Here is an 18,242-nt window from a genome sequence, read left to right as displayed (position 1 = left end):
AAAGGGTATAAAAAGCTCACACCATAGCTACTGTAGCTATGGGTGTACAGGAGAACGAACCTGAGACAGTGCAGAGGAATGGCGCAGCTACCCTGCCTGGCGCTTCAGGCGGCCAAACGTCTAGCTGTCTGGAAGTCCGCGCTCCCAGTGGTATTACACGCCCAGGTCGTAGAGTTGCTCGAATTGCAGGTTCAGGTCGTTGGTGGCCTGCCACATGGAGGCTAGCGCCTTGCGGACGTTGCGCGCGACACAGGGCGCCAGGTCGTCTTGCTCGGCCAACTTCTTAAGCCGCTCATAGAGGTTGAGCAGTTCCTGCTCCTGCTCGGTGAGCGGCTTGCCCAGGAGATCGGTGTTGGTCATGGGTATCTCTCCTCGCAACTGCCAGAGGCAGCTTAATATTTGGCGACGGGCCGGGCATCAACCAGGCGCTTTGCTTTCAACTCGAAGCGCGGCAGCGTGCCATACTCGATGCGCTCGATATTGAAGCGCAGCCCCTCATGCGCCTGGGACAAGTCTTTGGCTAGCCCAATCTGAAGATCGGCCCATTCGGCCTCAAAGCCGGGCTTGATGTCGAGCTTGATGGTGATTTCGTCCTGAAGGTCATTGTGCCAGACGTAAATCTGGAACTCGTCAATGGCGGCGTACTCGCGGATGATTGCCTCGACAGCGCGAGGGTAGACGTTCGTACCCCTAATGAGCTTCATGTCGTCCCAGCGGCCACGAATGCCACCCTCGTACATGTCCCAGGTGCGCGCACAGTCGCACGCGCTGGCGGGGACTTTCAGGACCATATCTTTGGTGCGATAGCGTATGACCGGAATGAAGCCCCGGCCAAACGAAGTGACGACGCGCTCGCCAAGTTCGCCATAGTCTGCTGGCCCTTCGGTGTCGGGATGGATCACCTCTTCGATAAAGTGATCTTCGATGATATGCGTTCCGCCTGGCTGATGCGAACATTCGAAGATCATGATGGTGCCAAGCTCGGTCATGCCTGCGGTATCGCCGCACTTCGCGCCCCAGGCGTCTTCGAGCTGGCGCTTGACGGCTGGAATAGACCCCGCTGGCTCGCCAGAGAGGATGATTTTGTTGACTTTGCTCTCTTTCGCCAGGTCAATGCCTAGCTCCCTGGCCTTTTGCCAGAGGGTCAGAGCATAAGTGGGCGTGGAGCAGACGACGGTTGCGCCCATCTCGACGATCTGCTTGACGCGGGCCTCGGTCGTTTGCGCTCCACCTGGGATGACGAGCGCGCCGATCTTTTCGCAGCAGTAATGCGCGCCCCAGAAGCCAATGAAGGAGCCGTAGCCAAAGGCGAAATAGACGGTATCCTCCGGGCGGACGCCGAAGCCCCACAGACCATAGCACCACATTTCGGCGATCCAGTCCCAATCCTTCATGCTGTCCAATACGCGGATGGGCGTGCGCCCGGTGGTGCCGGAAGTCAGGTGATAGCGGATGGCGTTGGCCTGATCGGTTGCGAGCAGGTCGCCGAACATGGGATGGGCTAACTGCCCTTCCATCCACGCTTCGCGGGTCATGAAGGGGATACGCCTGATGTCATCGAGCGTCTGAAGCTGCTCCGGCTTGAAACCGGCGGCATCAAAACGGCGCTTGTGGAACGCGGTGTTGGCATAGGCCCACTCGCACAAGCGGCGCAGCTTCAGGAGTTGCAGCGCCTGCAACTGGTCGCGGGGTAAGGTTTCGTTCTTGGGGTTCCAGAACTCGGAATAAGCCATAGGTGTTGCCCTCCCTCACTGAGATGGATAGACTCCGGTGTCCGTCTATGGTTCGCGGTGGTATCCAGGCAAAAGTTATCTTGTTACTTCAAGCCCAGGCGCGCTCGTGTTTGCTCCAGTGTATCAGTGCTGATATGTGCTACAACGCCCTCCAGCGTCTCCTGGTCTGCTGTCTCCAACGCTGCCAGCAGGTCATCGCTGAGCGTGCCAAAGCGTCCCTCCAAGGCGACCCGGGTCATCTTGTGCATGCCTTCGGCCTCTCTCTTTGCCAGGATTTCTGGCTGCCATTTCTCGATGAGTACCTGAATATAGGTTGATTCTTTCAAGATTTCTTCACCCATCATAGCGTTAATCCTCTCTCGCAGTTTATCGCTGTCACTCTTAGATAGCCGAATGCCCGCCAGGATGCCTAGCCGCTGCATAATATCGCCTAGATGCTCACGCTCGATGGGCGCCTGGGCGATACGCTTTGCGAGCGCCATTTCGTATGCCAGAGTGACTTTCCTGTGCATCAGCGCGGCGAACGGCCAGATGTCATAAAAGGGTGTCTCTAAAAGTTGTTCTGCTGAAAGCTCCCAGAGCCGGATGCTTTCGTAATGGTAGCGGAGTTCCTCTTGCGTGTTCCAATCCCATCCGAAGGGAGAGGTTGGTACGTTCTTCGCAGGTCGCAAGAAAATCACAACTGAATGCACCGGCAGCTTGTAGTGGCGAAAGAGCCGAAGGGCATACTCAGCTACTCGCAAGCCTATATTGTCCTCTACCTCGGTCTGAAACTCGATATGGAGAATGCCATGCTGGCCGTCAAAAAACACAACCTCCCAGACCTCATCGGCACGCCGCGCCTGCGAAGGCAACTCTTCTGAGCGGGTAGTGTACAGCTTCAAGCCCCTGGCAAAGACATTGAGAAAGCCTTGAGGATCAGTGATGGCCGAAAGCTTTACAATCTGGTCGTAATCCGGCTTCTGCTGCATCCTCACCCACCTTTCAGCTTCACTATACCACCTGTATCAAGCGCCCGGAGGCGTAGAGCCTGGGTTATTTCTCCCGCCCTACCAACTCCCTTGCGATGATGATGCGCTGGATGTGGCTGGCGCCCTCGTAGATTTGCATGCCTTTGATGTCGCGGTAATAACGCTCGACGGGATACTCGTTGGAATAGCCGCGATTGCCATGAATCAACACGGCCTGCGAGGCGGCGCGCATGGCGGATTCAGTGGCGAAGAGCTTGGCGATAGAAGTGGCTTTGGTGGCGGGCAAGCCCTGGTCTTTGGTCCAGGCGGCGCGGTAAACCAGCAGCCGCGCCGCTTCAAGGTCGGCGGCCATATCGGCCAGGTCGGCCTGAATCATCTCGAAATCGGCAAGGCGCTGGCCGAACTGGCGGCGCTGCGTCGTGAAGGCGATGCAGGCATCCAGGCAAGCTTGCGCCACACCGACAGCGCCAGCAGCCACGCCCAGGCGGCCACGATCCAGGGCAGACATAGCGACCTTGAAGCCTTCGCCGGGTGCGCCGAGCAGGGCGCTGCTGGGTACGCGGCAGTTTTCCAGCTTGATATGAGCGTGTTCCGAGGCTCGATGCCCTAGCTCTTTGCCGGGCATGGGTTGGCGATGGAAGCCGGGCGTGCTGGTTTCGACCAGAAAGGCGCAGACGCCGCGATGCTTTGCTGCGCGGTCCCGGCTGGCGAAGACGATGGCGAGATGGGCGCTGGGGCCGTTGGTAATCCAGATTTTTTCGCCGTTCAAGATATACTCGTCGCCGTCCTCCTGGGCAGTGGCTTCCATGCTGGCGACATCGGAGCCAGCGTTCGGCTCGGTCAGGGCATAGCAGCCGATCATGTCGCCCGTCGCCAGGTGGGGCAGATAGCGACGCTTCTGTTCCTCTGTCCCCCAATCGCGGATGCAGAGCGAGACCAGGCTGGTGTGGACGGTCAGGAAACCGCGCACAGACGAGTCGGCTCGTCCCAACTCTTCGCAGAGCAGGGCGTAGCTCACATAGTCCATGCCCGCGCCTGCGGCGACGGGTGCTTGCGGGAACCTAGTTCCCGCACTCTCGCTCCTGTTGGTCGCTCGCGCGCCCGCGCCGCCATATTCCGGCTCAATCAGCCCGCCCAGGAAGCCGAGTTCGCCCATGCGCCGGACGAGATGAAGCGGGAAGATGCCCGTTTCGTCTGCCTCGCGGGCGAGCGGCGCGACCTCTTGCTCTGCGAACTGACGCGCCGCTGCCTGAACGCGCTGCTGTTCAGGTGTCAGATGAAAGTTCATGATGGCTCCCCGCTTCCTCTGGCCGAGGGTCTTCAGGCTGATCGAGGTTGAGAGCGTATTTTGTTGATGCGCGGCCCTGTCGGCTGCTGCTTTTTATCGGTTGAAGCGGAACCGGCGCGGGCGGCGCTGGCCGCTTCCAGGAAGGCTCTGATGAGCGGGTGGGCAACGTCGTTCAAGGCGGAGCGTTCTGGTTGGAAGAGTGTCCCTATAAAGAAGGGATGCTCTGGAAGCTCGAAGACCCGCGCCTCACCGTCACTGTCCCAGCCGGTAATCTCTATGCCGCCCTGCTCCAGCAGCGATTGATAGCCGGGATTGAGGCCATAGCTGCAATGATACTGCTCGTAGGCTTCAAGCCGGTTATAGATGGTGGCGATGCGCGAGCCTGGGCGGAAGGTGATGGCGCCTCCTTGTTCGACGAGCGAGCAGGTGAGCGGCGCCATCAAGAGCATGGCGGCATCCGGGTTTGACTCTGCGTGGTCTGCTTCAGCCAGCCCCAGCGCGTTTCTGGCGTATTCGATTATGGCGTGCTGGAAACCACCGCAGGTTCCCAAAAAAGGGACGTGGCGCTCCCGCGCAAACTGGATGCCGCGCAGCGCCCCGTCCATACTCTCATAGGGGCTGCCAGGAACGCACCAGAGCGCATCATAGCCAGCGAGGGTCTCTTCAGCATCCGCTTTTTCCAGGAGAGGCGTGGAGAGCCAGGATGCTTCGGCCTGGCAGTCCAGGCCGGACAGGGCCAATTCTATCGCACGCGGGATAGCGTAATGCGCTTTGACGTGTGGGCTGAAATCGCCAATCAGCCCGATACGGATGGATTGTTTCATCGTTTGTTTCTCTCTATCTCGCGCCCCCGGACGCGATCTGTATCTGGCCGTCTGATATATGCCAGTCTGGACCGGGCGCTCAGCCGCTGCCAGGCTGAAATTGCTACATTATCGCCTGCTATCGCTTCAGTATCTACTCCAAGCATAGCACATATCCAGGGCATGATGTCTGGATGCCGCCCTCTACTGGTAGATTTGTGTCATAACCGGCTGCCATTTATTTGTCAGCGCCCAGCATGGCGATGCCCTCGATCTCTACCAGGATGCCGTCCTGAAAGAAGCGCGAGACCTCGAAGAGGGCGGTAGCCGGATAGTATTTGCCAAAGAAGGAGTGATGAACCGCGCCTAAGGATTTCAGGTGTTTCAGATAGTCGTCGCGGTCCTTGACGAAGATATTGATCTTCACGATGTCTTGCATCGCGCCGCCAGCTTCTTCGACCACCGCTTGCAGGTGGCGCAGCGCTTCTTCATATTGCCCCACCAGATCACCCGGCGTGACAATCTGCCCCTCGGCATTGATGGCTGCCTGCCCAGCCAGGAAGAGCATGCGCCCGCTGGTTGTCAGGATGCCGTGACTGAAGCCGCTTGGGCGCGGCAAAGATGCTGGGTTGATGATCTTCTTGCTCATATGCTACCTCCCCGTAAATGTCGGCTTCTCCTTCGCCTTGAACGCTTCATAGAAGCGGCGGTGGTCGTCGCCCATCAGCATGAGCGCTTGGGCCTGCGCTTCGGCTTCGAGGGCCGAGGCCAGGTCCAGGCTGAGTTCATGGTTCAGCATGCGCTTGGTCATCGAGATTGCCAGTGTCGGACCCTGCGCCAGCCTTCTGGCCCAGGCATAGGCGGCGCCCATCAGCTCGGCATGGGGTACGACGCGATTGACCAGTCCGTAGTGTTCGGCAGTGGCGGCGTCAATCGTATCGCCCAGCAAGAGCAGTTCGGAGGCGCGGCCCAGCCCGACGACGCGCGGCAAGAGATAGCCCGCGCCCATGTCCGCGCCCGTCAGCCCAACCTTGCTAAATAAGAAAGCGAAGCGCGCTTTCTCCGAGGCGATACGCAAGTCGGAGGCCAGGGCGATGACCGCTCCGGCTCCGGCGGTGGTCCCGTTGAGGGCGGCAATGATAGGCTTATCCAGCAGGCGCATGTTCTGGACCACCGCGCCGGTCATGCGGGTAAACTCCAGGTGGCCTTTCATATCGCGCTTGAGCAGTTCGCCGATAATCTCATAGACATCGCCGCCAGAGCAGAAATTATCGCCAGCGCCGGTCAGCACGATGACCTTCACGGATTCATCAGCGCGCAGCCCGGCAAAGAGGTCACGAAGCTGGGCATAGACCTCGAAGGTGAGAGCGTTCATCACTTCGGGGCGATTAAACGTGAGCGTGGCGATGCCATCGCTGATTTCATAGAGAAAGTCGTAGCTCATGAGCGGTCCTCTTTCAAGCAGATCACGACATGACGCCGCCGCCATCCAGGTTGATGGCCTGGCCGGTGATGCCCCTGGCGATGTCCTGTGCGAGAAACACCGCGATGGCGGCTACCTCTTCTGGCTCCATCAGGCGATGCTGCGGGCTGCTTTTTTCCAGCGTTTCGCGCGCCTGTGCCTGGCTCATGCCGGTGCGAGTGGCGATGTTGGCAATGCTGGCGTCGGTCATGGGCGTGTTCACATAGCCAGGACAGATGGCGTTGACGGTGATATTGTGGGGCATGAGTTCGACGGCCAGGGCGCGAGTCAGGCCCAGCACGCCATGCTTGGCGGCAGTATACGCCGCGATATAGCCGCCGCCAACCCGCGAAGCGATAGAGGCGACGGTGATGATACGGCCCTGGCGCTGGTTGATGAACGTCGGAACAAAGGCTTTGGTGACGTAGTAGACGCTGGTCAGGTTGACTGCCAGCATGCGCTGCCAGAGGTCGTCGGGGTGATTGGCAAACTTGTGGCTGCCCGCGTTGCCTGCGTTGTTCACCAGAATATCCAGGCCACCCAGACCAGCCAGCAGCGTTTCCACCATGTACCTGACCTGATCGGCGTCGGTGACATCGCAGCGAACCGCCAGACTGTGGCGGCCCAGCGCCTGAATATCAGCGACGAGTGTTTCAAGTTCAGATTGGGTGCGCGCTGTGACGGCGACATCGGCCCCGGCCCGGGCGAGCGCCAGAGCGATGCAGCGGCCAATGCCTCGCCCCGCGCCTGTCACGACGGCGCGCCGCCCGGCAAGTACTAACTGTTGATTATCTGCCATAGATGGTCTTATCCTCTCTGCTTATGCTCCCTGAAGCGCCGCGTCTCGGCAATCGAGCGATGCGCCGCCAGGGACGGCGGCGGTACACGCGGCATCTGCACAGGTTGTGCCTTTCGTCTGAACATCAGCGCAGATCGGCAAAGAGCCAGCGCAGCAAGTCTGGCATAGCAAGCTCCCAGGCATAAAAGGTATGGCCGTGTCCGTCGCGCTCCATGAAGTGTACCACCGCCTGGCGTGCGTGCAGATGCTCGACGAGGGCGTGCGCGCCGGGCAGGTTCTTGCGCTCCCCCAGGCCGAAATTGCCATGACTGATGACGAAGCGCCCGCCGCCCGGCCATTCGTCGGCCAGTCGCAGCACATCTTCCAGGCCATCCCGATGCCAGGGAGAGAAGAACACGCCGCCGCTGAAAAGATCGGGTCGGCCCAGCGCGAGTTGCAGCGCCATCGAGGCGCCGTTCGAGCCTCCCACTGCCCAACGCCCGATGGCCGGATAGCGCGCCCCGGCATAGGGCATGACAGTTTCCCAGACCCAGCGGCGTGTCGCCAGGTTGCGGCTGCCGCCCGCGATATATTCTTCTTGCCGCTCCGGGCCGCCGTTATCCATGACGACCAGAATCACAGGCGGCGCTTCGTTTCTATAGCGCAAGGTGTCTGTCACAACAGGAAAGCGTTTTTCCGTATCAAGCTCCATCTGCCCATCGGTGAGATAGAGCGTGTGATAGGGCTGCCCTGCCTCGTAGCCGGGCGGCAGATAGATACGCACCCGCCGCTGCTCTCCGTCGAGGCCAGGGGCGGGCAGGGTAATATCCTCTGCCAGCGTTGATGATTCGCCCTCTGCTGTCAACGGCTCCGGCAGGTCGGGGCCAAGCACATGTCTGCTGTGCCGGGGGGATGACAAAGGTTCGCGCTCGTTGCCGACATCCACCCAGGAGCAAACTGTTCGCGGCAGGTCTTGCGCGGGGAAATCACCGCCCCAAAGATTTGTGCTGGGAAGCCGCTCCAGCGGCTGCGGCTGCTCCCACCATTCGCTCACGCATATGGGTTCCTCTGAGCCAGGGTCGCCTTCCCAGAGGATCGTCATCGTGCCGTCGGGGTGGAAGATTGGCGAGCGCATATCAGGTGTAAGCAGTTCGGGATGGTCCTTCAGTTGGGCAAAGGTCAACATGTTATTCTTCCCAGGGTGAAAGCGAAGCAGGGGACGTGCCTGCCTCGGTGTTGGCTTTACGCTCTTTCGCTCTAGCGTGGCTCCATGATGCAGAGATCGGCGCGGCCAGCGGCCACAATGGTATTGATCTCGTTGGTGGTCGTGAGATAGCCGCCAACCATCGTTGGGATGCCTGCCTCGTTGCGCACCTGATCGCTCAGGGGTGTCAGGAAGCCGCGCCTGTAGGCTGGTTCGGCGTCAGGAACAGTCTGGCCCGCCAGCGCCTCGATCATATCACAACCATGCGCTTTGAGCGTGTGGGCCACGCTTACGGCGTCCTCAACCTCGAAGCCGCCCCTGACGCCATCGCTGACGGAAAGGGCAACCGAGAGCGGCTTCTCCTCCGGCCAGGCGGCGCGTACAGCGTCGAAGACCTCCAGCGGGAAGCGCAGGCGGTTTTCCAGCGGCCCGCCGTATTCATCCGCGCGCTGATTGGCGCCTGGCGAAAGGAAGCTTGCCAGCAGATAGCCCTGAGCCATGTGCAGATGCAGCAGGTCGAAGTCTGCCTCGTGCGCCATCCTGGCGGCGCGCACAAAATCATCACGCACACGGTTCATATCGTCGCAGTCCATCGCTCTGGGCGTGGGCTGCTGTGGCGTATAGGGGATTGGCGAGGCTGAGACGAGCGGCCAGCCGCCCTGACGCAGCGGTCTATCCAGGCCCTCAGAGCGCGGACGGGTCGCGCCGCGCCGCCCGGCGTGGCCCAACTGAAGCGCGATCTTCGCTGGCGTGTGGCGGTGTATCTGCTCGGTGACGCGCGCCCAGGCGGCCTGCTGCGCGGGGGTATACAGGCCGGTGTCGCCTGGTGTGATGCGCCCTTCGGCAGAGACGGCGGTGAGCGGCGTCAGAACCAGGCCCGCGCCGCCAAGCGCGCCGCTGCTCAGATCAGCAAGATGCGTATCGTTGGGTACGCCATGCTCTGCCGGACAGGTCGGGCGAGGAAGCAAGACCACGCGGTTAGGGATGATGGCCTCGCGGAGTTTAAGCGGCGTGAAGAGCGGCGGCGGCGCAAGGCTGGCGGTTTTAACTGCCCGCGCCGCATACCAGCGATCAACCGCGTCGCCAAAGCGCGTGTCGCGCAGGCGCAGGTCGTCGTAGGTGATTCTGCCGCTGCGCGTGAGCAACTGGAAGGTGAAGGGGATCGGGTCGAGGCCCAGGTAACGTTTGAGCGTCTCGAAGTAGTGCTGGCTTTCCTGCGCGGCGCGCTGAAACGTTTCGACGACGGGCTTGCGCTCAAGCTGATATTCAGTGAGGGTGGTATTTAGGTCGGCGTATTGTTCAAGCGCGGTGGCGAGCGCGATGGCGTCTTCCATCGCCAACTTCGTGCCGGAGCCGATAGAGAAGTGGGCGGTGTGTGCGGCGTCGCCCAGCAAGACGATCTTTCCATGCTGCCAGTGCTGGGTTTTGAGTGTAGGAAAATTGATCCATTTCGAGTTATTAGAGAGCAGCCTTGCGCCGTTCAGATCGTCGGTCAGCAGTTGCTCGCAATAGGCCAGGCTTTGCGTTTCGTCGGCTTTGTCCAGCCCGGCCTTCAGCCAGGATACCTCGTCGCATTCGACGATAAAGGTACTGGTTGTGCCGCTGAAGGGGTAGGCGTGAACTTGAAAGAGACCATGCTCGTTCTCGCGGAAGATGAAGGTAAAGGCGTCCAGCACTTTCTCTGCGCCCAGCCAGATATATTTGGCTTTGCCCAGTTCGATAGCTGGCTTAAAGATTGGCTCATGCGTTTTGCGGACGAGGCTGTTGAGGCCATCGGCGGCGATCAGCAAATCGTAGTCGGGGAGCGCGGCCAGGTCGTTGACCTCTGCGCTGAAGCGCAGGTTGACGCCGAGTTCGGCGCACCGCTGTTGCAGGATATGCAGCAGCGTCTTGCGAGTGATGCTGGCGATGACGTGGCCGCCGCAGCGGATGGTTTCGCCGCGATAGCGGGTGTCTATGGCGTCCCAGATGACAAACTGGCTGGCGATTTGCTCGTAGGTCTTATAATCGGCGCGCTGGAACGAGGCCAGCGTGCGATCAGAAAAGACGACGCCCCAGCCATAGGTGACATCCGCCGGGTTGCGCTCAAGGATAGTGATGTCGTGCGCGGGATTGGCTTTTTTGATGAGCAGGCCAGCATAGAGGCCAGCAGGTCCAGCGCCGAGGATAACGATCTTCACAGCGGCCCCCTATGCTCGCTCTGGCGCGGCGGCGCGCCCGCGTCTGCCCAGCCCGTCAAGAACGGCGGCCAGTTGATCGATCTGCGCCAGATCAGGAGAGGTTGGCAGAAGAATGAGTTCATCGCATCCCACTTCTTCATAGCCGCGCAGAAACTGCGCGATGGCCTGGGGTGTGGTGAGCAGGCTAGCGGCGATCTTTTCGGCGAATGGGCCGGTAAAGGCGTAGTATTCGCGCAGATAGTTCATGCCCATGTGAGCGGCCTCGTTTCCCAGGGCGAAGTAACCCTGCGCCCAGAGTTGAGGCTTGCCGGGGCGTCCGGCGTCGCTCCAGGCGGCGCAGGCTTTATCTGCCGCGCGGGCAAAGGTTCTGGGTGGGCCGCCGCCATGTACGTAGCCATCAGCATAGCGGGCCACGCGAGCAAAACCCTGGTCGCTTGAGCCGCCAATCAAGAGCGGCGGTCCGCCTGGACGCGCCAGGCGTGGGCCGATACGCTCATCTTCCCAATAGTCGCGCAGCGCGGTAAGCTGCTCTGAGAGGCGCTTGCCGCGCGAGTGATAGTCCATGCCAGCGGCCTCGTAATCGGCCTTGCGCGCGCCAACGGCCAGCCCCAGTGTCAGCCGCCCGCCGGAGAGGGCATCCACGGAGGCGGCAGCCTTTGCCAGCAGCAAGGTATTGCGCAGCGGGCCAATGACGATCATCGTCACCAGCCGAAGACGGCTCGTGACGGCAGCAGCGGCGGCCAGCGCGCTCAAGGGATCATAGCTGTCATAAGCCAGGCGATCAAGCACACCCAGACTGGAGAACGGCCCCGCGTCGGCGCGCCTGGCCCATTCAATCAGGCGCTGGCCGTCGGTCCCAGGAATGGCGTTAGGCAGCCCCACGCCAACTCGCATAACGGCGCCCCCTTTATTGTAGATGGTCCGTTCGATAGTGTGTAGCCAACAGCGTACCTCATTATAACCAGAGTGAGCGGAAAATAGCGGCTGCTAGCCAGGATGAACCAGCAAGTATATTATACCGAATATGCCCGCAGCGCCGCGTGTACCGCCGCCAGCCCTGGCAGCGAGGGCGAGGTAGGATGTGGCGCGTAACAAATCGCCGTGCAGAAGCACTATCTTCTTGAGGAACCTTGCAAGGCTTGATGAAGGGTCGCTGGAGGTGGCTTACGACCAGCCAGGAACAACTCAGTGCCGCCGCCTTTGCTCATATGATCCGGCAGGCACGCCAACACCATGAAGAGGCGCTGGTTGCGCTCTATCAACGCGCCTTGCCAGTGATCTATCGCTATGTGCTGGCGCGGCTGGGGCAGCCTGATCTGGTTGAAGACATCGTCTCCGATGTCTTTCTGGTGATGGTGGAATCCATCGGCGCGCTCCGCGCCGAACATGAGGCCGGATTTTATGCCTGGCTGATTCAGATTGCCCAGGGGAAGATCGCCAGGGCGCTGCATCGCAAGAAGCGTGACGCTATGCGCCTGGTTCCTCTGGGCGGATACAGTGCAGAGACAGAAGAGGATCGCTGGGAGCCAGAGGTGATGACAACTGATCTGGCGAGCAATCCAGCGGCCTTGCAGGAATGGCGCGAGACCCTGGAGGAGTTGGGGCTGGCGCTGGGCAGCCTGACCACTGAGCAGCAGGTGGTGGTGATAGGCCGGTTTCTGGCCGGGCAGAGCATCGAAGACCTGGCGCGCGCGCTCAAAAAGCAGCCCGGAGCGGTGCGCGCCTTACAGTTCCGCGCGTTAGGAAAGCTGGCGGAGCAGTTAGGCTTTGTGGGCAGCCGCCCGCGAGCCGCAGGCGAGAGTGCGGGAACCCAGTTCCCGCAAGGGCGGTTCCGAAGGGGGCATCATCTGGAGGGAAAGGGAAAGGAGGGCGGGCATGAATCGTGAAGAAGACCTGGACCGTCTGATCGAGCAGCGCCTGTCTGACGCCTCCTGGCAGCCGGATATGAGTGATGATGAGGCGGCCAGAATTGCTGCTGCGCAAGCGATTCTCCGATTAAATACCGTTGAGCCGCCGCCAGCCCTGACCGAGCGGATCGAGTCGCGTATTCGCGCGCGGGCGCGGGCGCACCACAACGGCCATATTGCTCGCCTGAGGCTACTTCCACGCGCCGGGGAACGGTCTCGCCGCGTGTCAGTCCGCCGCGCCTGGGTGAGCGCGTTGAGCGCCGCAGCCGTCTTGCTGCTCGCCTTTTTTGGCGTGACAACCGCTGCTGCCAGGAGTCTGCCTGGCGACCTGCTCTATGGCCTGAAGAGCTGGGAGCAGCAAATAGCACTGGCGAGCGCGGGCAGCCCGGCAGACCGCGCCAATATTCAGATTTCGCAGTTGCAGAGCGCGCTTGCTGACCTGGAGACGGTGGTTGGCGATGGGCGTTCGGATGCGGATATTACGCAGGCGCTCACTATCGTGGCTGCTGACACGCGCGATAGCCAGGCGGCAGTGGCAGCGACGCCAGCCGGCCCAGAGCGCGACGCGGCAGAGCAATCGCTTGCAAAGGCGCTTCAGGGTGAAACGATGACGCTTTATCGCCTGCTGAAGCAGGTTGGTTGGTCGCTGCGGCTGGCCTTCACTCAGCAACTGGGGGCGCTGGGGGTTCCTATCCCGACTGTGACCCAGGTCAGCGCCACCGAAGGGTCAAATGATACCGTGACGCTGACGCTGACAGGCACAAACTTTGCTCCAGGGGCGCGGCTGGTCATCAATGGCAGGGCGCTCGGCACAGTGAGCCAGAACAGCGCGACGACCTTGATCGCCATGATCAGCCATTCGGACTGGCGCGACGACAAAATCTCGGTTGGGGTGCTGAACCCCGACGGGACCGCTGCTCAGAAGATCGTTAACACTGATGACGACCATCATGACGGGTCAGGCGGCGACGATCACGGCGGGCAGGGGACGCCTGGCAGCACACCGGAGCCAGGCGACGATGGCGGGCATGGCGGCGGGGGCGATGATGGCGGCTCCAGTGGCGGCGGCGATGGCTCTGGCGGCGGCAATAGTGGCCCTGGAGGCGGCGGCGGTAGTGAGGATGGCAGCGGCACGTCCTGACCTCGGTCTGAATCGAGGCAAGGGTTGTGTGTATAGCAAGATGGTCCGCGATGAAGACGTGAAGCTGGTGGGGTATGGAAAGTACTCCCCCGTAGTTTCTGTAGTTTCTGAAGACATCCCTCCTCTCAAGAGGAGTGAACAGAGGAATGGAACCCCTGCTCTTGACAACCGAGAAAGGTCTTCAACAGCTCAAGAAACTACAGAAACTACAGAAACTACGGGTGTGCGGGAGCACGAGCCAGCCACCCTTCAGGATGAGCCAGCCAGGGGTGAAGATGACGTTTCATACGTCAGGGCGGCGCAGATGCCAGGTGGTGGTCTGCTGATAGGCATGGCCGATGCGCAAAAGGGTCGGCTCGTCGAGATGACGACCAACCAGTTGCAGGCTGATGGGCAGGCCCGACATGGAAAAGCCGCAGGGCAGCGCCAGCGCGGGCTGGCCGGTCATGTTGAAAGGGAAAGTGAATCGCAGCAGCGCGCCGCTGGCGTCGAACTCGTGATTCCCCAGAGTGACAGGCTGTTCAAGCTGGTCAATGCGCGGCGGCAGAATGGGCAGCGTCGGCAGCGCCAGGGCGTCCACGTGCTGCATCAGCGTTCGCATGCCTTCGCTGAAGGCGCGGCGCAGACGCTGGGCCTGGACATACTCGGTGGCGAGAAACTGCTCGCCCTGCTCCAGGCGGCTGCGCACAATGGCGCTGTAGGCATCGGCGCGGGCAGGCCACCAGCCCGCCTCGATGTGCGCGGCGGTGGCTTCGGGCATCTGGACGCCGCGATAGGCCCGGAAGAGTTCACCAAATGTTTCTGGCAGGCGCACGCTTTCGATCTCTGCGCCCAGGTCGTGCAGCGTTTTCAGCGCCGCTGCGACGGCTGTTTTGATCTGCGGGTCGGCCACGGTGAAATATTCGTCTTCGGGTGCGCCCAGACGGAGGCCAGCCAGCGGCGCGCGCTCGGCTTGCTGCTGCAATGGAGCGGCATATGAGGCGCTGGCGGGCAGGTTGGGCAGGCTGGCGGGGTCGCGCGGATCGTGTCCGGCCAGCGCGTCCAACATCAGGGCGCAGTCTTCCACAGAGCGGGCCATCGGGCCAACGTGGTCGAGCGACCAGCTTAGGGGGATGACGCCATAGGCGCTGACCAGCCCATAGGTTGGCTTGAGGCCAGTAACGCCGCAGCAGGCGGCAGGGATGCGAATAGAGCCGCCGGTGTCGGTGCCGATGGCGAGCGTACACATCCGCGCCGCCAGGGCAGCGGCAGAGCCACCACTGGAGCCACCAGGGACGCGCTCCAAATCCCAGGGATTGGCGGTGGGCCGTGTGAAGGTTCCATACGCGAATTCGTGCGTGTTCGTCTTGCCCAGCAGCACCATCCCCTCTGTCATCAGACGCTCGGTAACGGCAGCATCTTCGTCGGGGATAGAGTCGGCTAACACCTTTGAGCTTGCGGTGGTGCGGATACCGCGCGTGGCAACGAGGTCTTTGAGGGCCAGCGGAATGCCATGCAGCGGCCCGCGATCCTGTCCCGCCTGCAATTCGCGCTCGGCCCGGCGAGCATCCTCTACAGCGCGCTTGCGGGTGACGGTGACAAAGGCGCGCACCGCTCCATCAATGGCTTCGATGCGGCGCAAGGCGGCTTCGGTCAGGTCCACTGGCGAAAGCGAGCCATCACGCAGGGCGCGGCCCAACTCCGCGACGGACCGGTCAAGCAGGGTATCAGGGGTATGCTGCGATGAAGGGCGATCTGTAGACATTCACAATTCCTCATCATGCTTGCCATAAGCGTCTTGTTTAGACTTGCCTGACTTCGACCTGAAGGGCTTGAAACGCTTCCGGCAAGGCGAGCGAGTGCGCGGTATGCAGGCAAAACTCCAGGCCAGGGCCAAGTACCATCTGGCGCAGCCAGAGCGCGGCTCCGGGTTGGTTCGTAATGGTGGCAAGCTGCTGCAAGCACGCGGCATAGGTCATCCCTGCCGGTTTCCCAAACCAGGCTGCATAGCGAATCTGTGCTGGCTCGCAGGCTCCTTGTACCAGGGCGTAAACGCCGCCTTTCCCGGCGCCTGTCATACGAGCAACTGCTGTATGCGTCTCCTGGTGTGGGGCGCTGACAGCAGCCTCGTTGACGACACCGAGCGCCGCAAAATCATCTACGAGATACCAGTCTTCATACGCGGCCAAGCCGCGATTTGCCCAGGGAAGCCCCTGGACGGCTATCACCCAGGATTGATGAAATCCCTGTGGCGGGTGCGCCGCGAGCGATTGATGAAAGGATCGCAGGGCTGCTTCGTAGTGTTCCGAAGGGATTGATTCGAGCGGCCAGTGTGTAAAGAAATAAGCCAGCATATCTGTCTCTCGTTTCAAGGCGCGATCTGCGATGAAGGCGCGAGATACACCTCCTCCTCGCCTGGAAGCAGTATATCACTTGAACTCAGCGGCGGGTTTGCCGCGCCCCAGCGTCCAGAGCGCCAGCAGATTCAGGGCGATCATGCCCAGCGCGACGAGCGTGACGCCCGGCCAGTGATAGCGCGTCCAGATCGGACCCAGGGCGAAGGCTCCGGCAGCGCCGCCAATGTACCAGCCGAAGAGATAGAGGCCGGTTGCGCCGCCGCGCCTGCCAGCAGCGTTGTCGTTGACATAGGCATTGGCGACGCCAAAGGCGGAGATCAAGCCCAACGCCAGCAGCACCACGCCCAGAATGACGATGAGCAGCGACTGAACGAGCGTAAGGAGAATGCCAGCGGCCATGATGAGCAGGCAGAGGCTGATGACTGGCCGACGTCCGATGCGCGTCGAGAGCTTGCCCGCCGCTGGCGCGAGGAGTCCAAAGACATAAGCCAGGAAGATCAGTCCCAGCGCAGTGGTGGACAGGTTGAACGGCGGCGCGGAGAGATAGTAGCTGATATAGGTGAGGAAGCCCAGCAGTACTGTCCCCAGCAAGAAGCCGACCAGATAACCGCTGATGAGGACGCGCGAGCGCAGCGTCCCGGCCATCTGGCGGAACGCGCCGCGCATATTTGCGTTGGGACGGAAGCGCCGCGCCTGCGGCAAGCCCAGCGTGAGAATGAGCGCGCCAACGAGCGAGAGCAGCCCCAGCGCGACGAACATGATGCGCCAGCCAAACGGCCCCGCGATGACACCACCGCCAACGCGCCCCAGCAGCGCCGACCAACTCTGCGCCATCGCGTACCAGCCAATGGCGCTGCCGCGCTCCGCAGGCGGCAGTTCGTCGCCGAGATAGGCGATGGCGACAGCCCCGATGCCAGAGGTCAGGATGCCCTGCGCCACTCGCGCCACCAGCAGCAGGCCATAGGTGGGCGTCCAGGCGGCTACCAGGGCAGGAATGACGACCAGCAGGCTGGCGAAGATGATGATGGGCCTCCGCCCGATGCGGTCTGAGAGCGGCCCGGCGATCAGCAGAGCTGTCGCCAGCGCCACATTGAAGACGGTGAGAGTGAGGCCAGCAACGCCCGCGCTGATATGGAAATCCTGGCTAAGCAGCGGCAGGATCGGCTGCGGTGAGTAGACCGATGGCAGCAGGGTGAGCGTGCCGACACACAGCGCCAGCGTGGCGCGTAGATACGGCACATGCGCCGTTGCTTGCGCCGTTTCTTCGCTTGCTGGCGCTGGCGCGATGGCTGTTGTGGAAGTTTTGCTGATCTGGTTGTCCAAAGAGCGCGCCGCCTTCCTTGTTTCTGGCTCTACTCAAGAGTATAGAATGTTTGCGAAGGTCTGACCACTGCTGAATTATTTTAGAAGGAGTTGTTATCATGCCCTGGAACCCCGAACGCTACCATCAGTTTCAGAAAGAACGGTCTGCGCCCTTTGCTGATTTGTTGCAGTTGGTAAAGCGGCGCGAGGGCTTGCGCGTGATCGATCTGGGCTGCGGGACAGGCGAATTAACGCGGCGGCTGGCCGACGCGCTGCCCGGCAGCGATGTGTTGGGGCTGGATAGCTCGCCAGAGATGCTGGCGAAATCGGCGTCCTTTGTGCGCCCTGGTTTGCGCTTTGAGTTGGGCGCGATTGAAGAGGCAGTGGGCGCGGGTGCGCGAGCCGCAGGCGAGTGGGATCTGATCTTTTCCAATGCAGCCATTCACTGGGTCAACGATCATCAGAGGCTCATCCCCCGGCTCTTTTCGCTGCTGCGCCCAGGCGGGCACCTGGTTGTGCAGCTTCCCTCCAACTATAGCCACCCGACGCACACGCTGATAAGCGAGACCGTCCACGAGGAACCGTTTGCCCAGGCGCTCAACGGCTGGAGTCGGCCTGTTCCGGTGCTTTCGATTGAGGAGTATGCTGAACTGCTCTACGCGCAGGGCGGCGAAGATTTGATCGTTTTCGAGAAGATTTATCCCCATGTGCTTCAGGATGCCGACGCGCTGGTTGATTGGGTATCGGGGACGGCGCTGGTACCCTATTTCGAGCGTTTCTCTGAAGAGATGCAGGGGCGGTTTCTGGAACGCTATCGCCAGAAACTGCGCCAGCGTTTCCCTTCCAGCCCGATCTTCTATGGCTTCCGGCGCACGCTGTTTGCGGCTACGCGCCCAGCATAAGATAGTGGTTACCCAGGGTCAGCACATCAATCTTTTGGGGGATGCCAGCCTACCGCCACCCATCTCCGTCGCGCTCGCACTAACCGTTCTCTATTTACTGATCTCTGCATGAATCGCTAAACTCCTTTTGAGCTCCTCGAATCGCGGCATGTTCTCGGGAGCAGATAATGCTTCGCCTTCAAGGGATATCCTCCCCGTGGTTATCTGTATCACCTCCTTGACACAAGTCGCTGTT

At 61.3% G+C, this 18,242-nt stretch carries 17 protein-coding genes; 3 read left to right on the top strand and 14 right to left on the bottom strand.

What is annotated here, in order from left to right:
• Nucleotides 1–153 precede the first annotated feature (153 nt).
• The 11 genes from VH599_02715 to VH599_02665 all read right to left on the bottom strand — a co-directional run bounded on the left by VH599_02715 (nucleotide 154) and on the right by VH599_02665 (nucleotide 11,313).
• On the bottom strand, nucleotides 154–360 hold the full coding sequence (locus VH599_02715; protein ID HEY7347205.1) for a hypothetical protein: 207 nt from the start codon (nucleotides 358–360) through the stop codon (nucleotides 154–156).
• A 32-nt stretch (nucleotides 361–392) separates the two neighbouring features.
• A complete protein-coding gene (locus VH599_02710) occupies nucleotides 393–1,733 on the bottom strand; it encodes a phenylacetate--CoA ligase family protein (GenBank protein ID HEY7347204.1) in 1,341 nt (446 codons plus the stop codon).
• An 83-nt stretch (nucleotides 1,734–1,816) separates the two neighbouring features.
• On the bottom strand, nucleotides 1,817–2,704 hold the full coding sequence (locus VH599_02705) for a hypothetical protein (GenBank protein HEY7347203.1): 888 nt from the start codon (nucleotides 2,702–2,704) through the stop codon (nucleotides 1,817–1,819).
• A gap of 64 nt (nucleotides 2,705–2,768) precedes the next feature.
• Nucleotides 2,769–3,992 carry an acyl-CoA dehydrogenase family protein gene (locus VH599_02700; GenBank protein ID HEY7347202.1) on the bottom strand — a complete coding sequence of 408 codons (1,224 nt, stop codon included), beginning with the start codon at nucleotides 3,990–3,992 and terminating at the stop codon, nucleotides 2,769–2,771.
• A 32-nt stretch (nucleotides 3,993–4,024) separates the two neighbouring features.
• Nucleotides 4,025–4,816, bottom strand: coding sequence for a CTP synthase (locus VH599_02695; protein HEY7347201.1), 792 nt, complete (start codon nucleotides 4,814–4,816; stop codon nucleotides 4,025–4,027).
• 217 nt (nucleotides 4,817–5,033) lie between these two features.
• Nucleotides 5,034–5,444, bottom strand: a complete 411-nt coding sequence (locus VH599_02690) for a RidA family protein (GenBank protein ID HEY7347200.1) — start codon at nucleotides 5,442–5,444, stop codon at nucleotides 5,034–5,036.
• A gap of 3 nt (nucleotides 5,445–5,447) precedes the next feature.
• Nucleotides 5,448–6,239 carry an enoyl-CoA hydratase family protein gene (locus tag VH599_02685; GenBank protein HEY7347199.1) on the bottom strand — a complete coding sequence of 264 codons (792 nt, stop codon included), beginning with the start codon at nucleotides 6,237–6,239 and terminating at the stop codon, nucleotides 5,448–5,450.
• Between the two features lie 22 nt (nucleotides 6,240–6,261).
• Nucleotides 6,262–7,056 (bottom strand): SDR family NAD(P)-dependent oxidoreductase, encoded by a 795-nt coding sequence (locus tag VH599_02680; protein ID HEY7347198.1) that lies wholly within the window; start codon nucleotides 7,054–7,056, stop codon nucleotides 6,262–6,264.
• 124 nt (nucleotides 7,057–7,180) lie between these two features.
• The gene (locus VH599_02675; protein ID HEY7347197.1) at nucleotides 7,181–8,221 is read right to left on the bottom strand and encodes an alpha/beta hydrolase-fold protein; all 1,041 of its coding nucleotides are present in this window, start codon (nucleotides 8,219–8,221) and stop codon (nucleotides 7,181–7,183) included.
• A gap of 71 nt (nucleotides 8,222–8,292) precedes the next feature.
• Nucleotides 8,293–10,419: an FAD-dependent monooxygenase gene (locus tag VH599_02670; GenBank protein HEY7347196.1), complete on the bottom strand. Its 2,127-nt coding sequence runs from the start codon at nucleotides 10,417–10,419 to the stop codon at nucleotides 8,293–8,295.
• 9 nt (nucleotides 10,420–10,428) lie between these two features.
• Nucleotides 10,429–11,313, bottom strand: a complete 885-nt coding sequence (locus tag VH599_02665; protein ID HEY7347195.1) for an LLM class flavin-dependent oxidoreductase — start codon at nucleotides 11,311–11,313, stop codon at nucleotides 10,429–10,431.
• A 248-nt stretch (nucleotides 11,314–11,561) separates the two neighbouring features.
• Here VH599_02665 and VH599_02660 point away from each other — a divergent pair, with 248 nt between their 5' ends.
• Together VH599_02660 and VH599_02655 are read left to right on the top strand one after the other, a co-directional pair.
• A complete protein-coding gene (locus VH599_02660; protein ID HEY7347194.1) occupies nucleotides 11,562–12,305 on the top strand; it encodes a sigma-70 family RNA polymerase sigma factor in 744 nt (247 codons plus the stop codon).
• Entirely contained in the window at nucleotides 12,295–13,467 is a 1,173-nt protein-coding gene (locus VH599_02655) for a hypothetical protein (GenBank protein HEY7347193.1), read from the top strand. The genes VH599_02660 and VH599_02655 overlap by 11 nt, the downstream gene beginning before the upstream one ends.
• A 283-nt stretch (nucleotides 13,468–13,750) precedes the next feature.
• Here the strand turns inward: VH599_02655 and VH599_02650 are convergent, their stop codons facing one another.
• The 3 genes from VH599_02650 to VH599_02640 all read right to left on the bottom strand — a co-directional run bounded on the left by VH599_02650 (nucleotide 13,751) and on the right by VH599_02640 (nucleotide 17,126).
• The gene (locus tag VH599_02650; GenBank protein HEY7347192.1) at nucleotides 13,751–15,211 is read right to left on the bottom strand and encodes an amidase; all 1,461 of its coding nucleotides are present in this window, start codon (nucleotides 15,209–15,211) and stop codon (nucleotides 13,751–13,753) included.
• A 37-nt stretch (nucleotides 15,212–15,248) separates the two neighbouring features.
• On the bottom strand, nucleotides 15,249–15,800 hold the full coding sequence (locus VH599_02645) for a hypothetical protein (protein ID HEY7347191.1): 552 nt from the start codon (nucleotides 15,798–15,800) through the stop codon (nucleotides 15,249–15,251).
• Between the two features lie 75 nt (nucleotides 15,801–15,875).
• Nucleotides 15,876–17,126, bottom strand: a complete 1,251-nt coding sequence (locus VH599_02640) for an MFS transporter (GenBank protein ID HEY7347190.1) — start codon at nucleotides 17,124–17,126, stop codon at nucleotides 15,876–15,878.
• A gap of 98 nt (nucleotides 17,127–17,224) precedes the next feature.
• Here VH599_02640 and VH599_02635 point away from each other — a divergent pair, with 98 nt between their 5' ends.
• Nucleotides 17,225–18,007 (top strand): methyltransferase domain-containing protein, encoded by a 783-nt coding sequence (locus tag VH599_02635; protein HEY7347189.1) that lies wholly within the window; start codon nucleotides 17,225–17,227, stop codon nucleotides 18,005–18,007.
• Nucleotides 18,008–18,242: the final 235 nt, after the last annotated feature.

Source organism: Ktedonobacterales bacterium (assembly GCA_036557285.1).
In the GTDB taxonomy this organism is placed as follows: Bacteria; Chloroflexota; Ktedonobacteria; order Ktedonobacterales; family DATBGS01; genus DATBHW01.
The sequence above is the reverse complement of the archived record's forward strand: the minus strand, read 5'-3'. Positions and strand labels throughout refer to the sequence as shown.